Below are 1,178 nucleotides of genomic sequence, written 5' to 3' on the forward strand. Positions count from 1 at the left end.
TGTGGTGTCTCAAAAGTAAGCATCAAATAATGGTACTCGCTGCCCGCGCCACAGATGCCAAGATGGTGTCCGCACTTTTATGCCACACGAACGGCTTGGGATCCTCGTTGTGACGATCAATGTATTCCCGTATGGATTGCTCCAGCTGAGCAACGCTGGTGTGGGCGCTGCGCTTGATCCACTGCTCGCTGATCTGGCTAAAGAAACGCTCGACCAGATTGAGCCAGGACGCTGAGGTGGGCGTGAAGTGAACGTGGTAGCGAGGATGGGCTGCTAGCCAGGCCCGCACTGCCTGCGTCTTGTGCGTGCCGTAGTTGTCCATGATCAGGTGGATGTCTTGTTCGCCAGGCACCGCTGCATCGATGGCTTTGAGGAACTGCAGGAATTCCACACTGCGGTGACGGCGCTTGAGCTGTCCTATGACTTTGCCAGTGGCCACATCCAGCGCTGCAAACAGCGACGTTGTGCCATGGCGCTTGTAATCGTGCGTGCGCGTGCTGGGTTTGCCAAACGTCAGTGGTAACCCTGGTTGGGTGCGATCCAGAGCCTGGATCTGGCTCTTCTCGTCCACGCACAGCACCAAGGCGCGATCGGGTGGTGCCATATACAGCCCCACCACATCCCGTACCTTGTCCACGAAATGGGGATCCGTCGATAGCTTGAAGGTTTCTTGCAGGTGCGGCTTCAGCCCAAAGGCATGCCAGATGCGCTGCACCGTCGCGGGCGATACGCCAGCGTGCCGACTCATCTGGCGCACGCTCCAGTGCGTGGCGTTGTCAGGCTTGCTCTGGCGAACCTTGTCCACAATGAGCTGAACCTGCTCGTCGCCCACACTGCGCGGGCGGCCAGCGCGCGGGGCATCGGTCAAACCCGCCAGACGATACGCCCGGTAGCGCCGCCGCCACTTGGAGACAGTTTGCACCGTCGTGCCCAAGCGTTGGGCAATCATGGTGCCCGACTCCCCATCTGCGCAGCCCAGCACGATTCGCATGCGCAGCTTCTCGTCCTCGGGCGCTTTGCGTACGCGCAGTCGCGCATGCAGCTCTGCGCGCTCGGCATCGGTGATCTGCAGCTTCGTGGCGGGGCGTCCAGGGTGGGCCATCAGCGTAGTCTCCTATAAGGAAGCTGATTCGACCAACACCGGTCAAAATAGTTCTATCTATTTTTGAGACACCACA

At 59.8% G+C, this 1,178-nt stretch carries 1 protein-coding gene; it reads right to left on the bottom strand.

The genetic code is table 11. From position 1 onward, the window contains the following. Nucleotides 1-22 precede the first annotated feature (22 nt). The gene (locus ACDELDRAFT_RS22760; protein WP_005801445.1) at nucleotides 23-1,102 is read right to left on the bottom strand and encodes an IS630 family transposase; all 1,080 of its coding nucleotides are present in this window, start codon (nucleotides 1,100-1,102) and stop codon (nucleotides 23-25) included. Between the last annotated feature and the right edge of the window lie 76 nt (nucleotides 1,103-1,178).

The organism is Acidovorax delafieldii 2AN, assembly GCF_000175235.1.
Classification (GTDB): domain Bacteria; phylum Pseudomonadota; class Gammaproteobacteria; order Burkholderiales; family Burkholderiaceae_C; genus Acidovorax; species Acidovorax delafieldii_B.